Origin of the sequence: Mesorhizobium sp. M7D.F.Ca.US.004.03.1.1, from assembly GCF_003998635.1 — a bacterium.
GTDB lineage: Bacteria > Pseudomonadota > Alphaproteobacteria > Rhizobiales > Rhizobiaceae > Mesorhizobium > Mesorhizobium loti.
This window is the reverse complement of sequence record NZ_RZQG01000612.1, coordinates 1-3647: the sequence shown is the minus strand read 5'-3', so window position 1 is coordinate 3647 and position 3647 is coordinate 1. Positions and strand designations below refer to the sequence as shown.

Sequence of the window (3647 nt, the reverse complement as noted above, 5' to 3'; positions counted from 1 at the left end):
AGTCAGGCTTCTGCAGGATGATCTGGTCGAAGACAGACTGATAAATGCCCTGGATCGTGGGATTGACGGCCGAAGGACCCGCCGTCGGATCCCAGGAGGGGAGGTTTACGTTATAGGCGATCGTGAGATCGCTTGACTGGGCTCGAACAAGGTTCGGCATACCCAGCGTTGCTGCACCGAGCGCACCTGCGCCGTAGCCGAGCACTTTTCGTCTGTTGATTAGCATCTTGGTTCCCCTGTCGCTGTTGCGTACCGAAGCAGCCATCCGATAACGCGCCCTATCTGATGAGACCTTGGCCAAAGCCATGCCACACGCTGCTTTTTCGGCAATCTTAGTTGTTCCGAAGGGTCGGACAATGCGGCTGGAAAACTTGGTCTTTGCGTTGAATGCAACAACCATCGGCCTCGTCGGGAGCGCTCCCGCTCACTTTCCGGCGAGGTTCTGAGCCAGCAGGAACCCGGATCCGGCGCCAACGCCTGCTCCTGGCCAAACGGATGCGCCGACCAGATGAAGATTGCGGACGGGAGTGCTACCGTTGGCGCGGCCCGCTGCCGGACGAAAAAGGAAGTTCTGCGCCAGATGGTGGCTGCCGCCCAGCCCGTCGCCTCCGACCAGGTTGACGTTCATTGCCTGCAGGTCGAGCGGCGAAAAGACCGCGCGCGCCATTATGCTTTCCGTAAGCCCAGGTGCGTGCTTTTCAATGATGGCAACGACGCGGTCGGCGTAGGCTTCCTTGGCCAAACGCCAGTCGCGTGAATCGATAGTGCCGGCCTCGTCGCGTTCGATGATCTTCGGAAGCATGCGCACTTGGATCCAAAGGATGTGGTTGCCTTCGGGGGCTCGGCCGGGGTCAATCGCGGTCGCCTGGCCGACCACGAGCACCGGCTCCGCCGGCATGATGCCGGCGACCGCCTGCTGGTAGACACGCGCCATTTGGTCAAGCGAGGGTGCGATGTGCACGTAGGCAAAACGGCGAAGCTCCTCGCTGGCGCGCCAATTCGGGAGCTCCTTCGTCGCGAGATGGACCATCAAGGTGCCTGGCGCATGTCTGAACTTGCCCATGGCCTGGTCGAAGCCGGCATCGCCCGAACTGCCGCCGAGCAATCCAAGCAGCGCGGAAGGCGTGACGCCGGCGATGACGACCTTGGAGGCGGTCACCTGCTCGCCAGACGCAAGCACAACGCCGGTCGCACGATTGCCGCTGACGCTGATCGTCTCGACATCGGCATTGGTACGGATGACGCCTCCCGCCGAGGTGATCAGCGTTTCCATCGCCTTGATCATGGTGTCGGCGCCGCCTTTGCCCAACACCAATCCAAAAGCCTGGCTGGCCATGGACTCCAGATAAGGGAAAATCGCTCCGCCCGGAATATCCGGAGCAAAATCCAGATGCATGCCCCAGGCGGCCATGGTCGCGCGCACTTCCGGGCTTTCGAAGGTTTGATCCAGCCACTCGCGAGAGGAGGAGAGCAGGAACCGCAACATCTCGAGCGAACCTCGCACGCCCTTGGCGCGCCAAATTGCCCACGCCGTGGCAGCCAGGCCCCAGGCCGTCATTGGCGATCCAAGCAGACGCAGGAGCGGCCCAGAGTCTTTCGGGAATCGCTCGGCGAGCCGGCGCCATTGTTCGGCATCGCGGTGCGAGAGATTTACGAGCCGTGACAGATTGCGGTTTAGGTCGCTGCTGACGCCGAACCACTTGTCATCTGCGAAGACGCTGGCGAAGCAATCTGTTGCCGGCGCGAAGGCAAGACCTGCCTCAACGAGCTTCTCCCGATAGGCGCGGTAGAAGGCAGAACCGGCGAAAAGGTTCAGGTTCATCGCGCCGAGATCGTGCCGATAGCCCGGAAGGGTGATTTCCTCGGTGCGCACCGCGCCGCCGCAGACCGCGTTGCGCTCGAACACCCCAACCTTCCAGCCGCGTTGCGCGAGATGCGCCGCACAGGCCAGCGCGTTGTGGCCGCCGCCTATGAGGATTGCGTCAAAGCTTGTCATTCCTGTCCTCCTTACGGCAAACTCACATTGCCCATACCGCGCTCACGGCCAGCTTTGGCTCGATCCCGTGTTTCACGCGTTGATTGGAACGCCTGCCGCAAAGGCGTCCATCGACGCAAAATCTTTGGAAGGTCCCGTTCAGGACAGCCGAGATGCGGAGCTGCCAGGCACACGCGAATGCGTTGCTAGCGGTCCAGTCGGTGATCATGACGACAAGGCCCGCAGAAACGCATACGGCCATCGGCTGATTGCGGCGGCCTTCACTGCCCTTCACTCGATATCGGACCGTCCGGTACTAGCCGGTGATTCCGGTCGGCGGCGTCATGAACGCCGAGGCGCGACTGATGCCCGAGCCAGCGTTGTCCCGAAGTTCACCGGCATCTTGTCCGTTTGCGCTACGATCATTCTCCACCGTTTTCGAGGAGATATGCGTTCACCGTGTCTTCGGTGCGTCTGTTGTGGGCATGAAGAAGATCCAGCGTTTTCGTGAGGTCTCGGTCCAAGGCTGCCTTCATGATGGCTTCATGCTCCATCATGCCATCGCGGATCGTCCCCTCGAGAGTTACCGAAAGCGCGATGTAGCGTTCGATATGGTCGAACACAGAAGCCGTAAGCTGCAGCAACGTCGGCGATTCGCATCCGGAAACGAGCGCGCTGTGGAATGACCGGTGTGCCGCGCTCCACTCACCTTCCATGGTCGTTTCAGAGGACTTCCGCAAGCTGGCGAGGCGATGAAACGCGCCCACCAGCCTGACCTCCCATTCGATCGAGCCGTGTTCGAGCGCCCAAGTTACCGCGGTCACGTCGAGCGCCGTACGGACGCGCGCGATATCGTCAAAATGACCCTTTGAAAGGGGCGCCACGCGAAATCCCCGATTAGCCTCGAATACCACCAAACCGTCAGCAACGAGTTGCATCAGGGCTTCCCGGAGCGGGCTCGCGCCGAAGCCAAAGCGTGCCTTTAGTTCATCGAGTACCAGCCGCGAGCCAGGCTTCAACACACAGCGCAAAATGTTGCCGCGCAGCAAATCGACCAGTTGGTCGGAGCCAAGATCGTCTCTAAACGCCATCGGCACCGACTTCATTGTAGAGAATTTTCGTGCTGTTCAACCGCGCAGACCGCGGACGCGCCGCTGCCAACAGCAGCCGTATGCTTGCGCACAACAGCGCTCCCAACGTGGGACGAGATGAGGTCGTAAAGTTCGCTCGGCGAGTAATGCGAGCGCTGGATGATAATTCCATTGCCCGCAAGGGCATCCTGAAGGGCGGACGACAGCGCATGCAGCGCACAGCCGCCACCCTCACCCATGCCCTTGGCGCCGTTGTACGTGAAGGGCGAAGGCGACTCCATGTTGCCCAGCTTGACCCGAGGCATGTTCATGATGGTGATAGGCGTGTAATCGCTGAAAGTAGCCGTAAGCAGATTGCCGTTTTCGTCGTAGCGCAAGCTTTCCATCAGCGCCGCGCCAATGCCGTGGGCGATGGCGCCGTTGACCTGTCCCCTCACGATCGTGTGGTTTATCACTCGTCCGCAATCGTCCATCGCCGCATAGTCCAGGATACGCACGGCCGACGTCAACTCATCGATCTCGACGACCACGACATGCAGTTGCGCGGCATAGGTCAGCGTCAGGTTGCCGTATTTTCGATC

The 3647-nt window shown here is 60.8% G+C and carries 3 protein-coding genes and 1 pseudogene; all 4 read right to left on the bottom strand.

What is annotated here, in order from left to right; all coding sequences use genetic code 11:
- A pseudogene (locus tag EN935_RS42280) lies at positions 1 to 400 on the bottom strand (hypothetical protein); the annotation flags it as partial.
- 24 nt (positions 401 to 424) lie between these two features.
- A complete protein-coding gene (locus EN935_RS26405; RefSeq protein ID WP_127262867.1) occupies positions 425 to 1996 on the bottom strand; it encodes an NAD(P)/FAD-dependent oxidoreductase in 1572 nt (523 codons plus the stop codon).
- Positions 1997 to 2397: 401 nt separating this feature from the next.
- The gene (locus EN935_RS26400) at positions 2398 to 3081 is read right to left on the bottom strand and encodes an FCD domain-containing protein (RefSeq protein WP_127262866.1); all 684 of its coding nucleotides are present in this window, start codon (positions 3079 to 3081) and stop codon (positions 2398 to 2400) included.
- Positions 3078 to 3647: molybdopterin cofactor-binding domain-containing protein (locus tag EN935_RS26395; RefSeq protein ID WP_164771352.1), on the bottom strand; the 570-nt coding region annotated here is incomplete at its 5' end. The genes EN935_RS26400 and EN935_RS26395, both read right to left, overlap by 4 nt.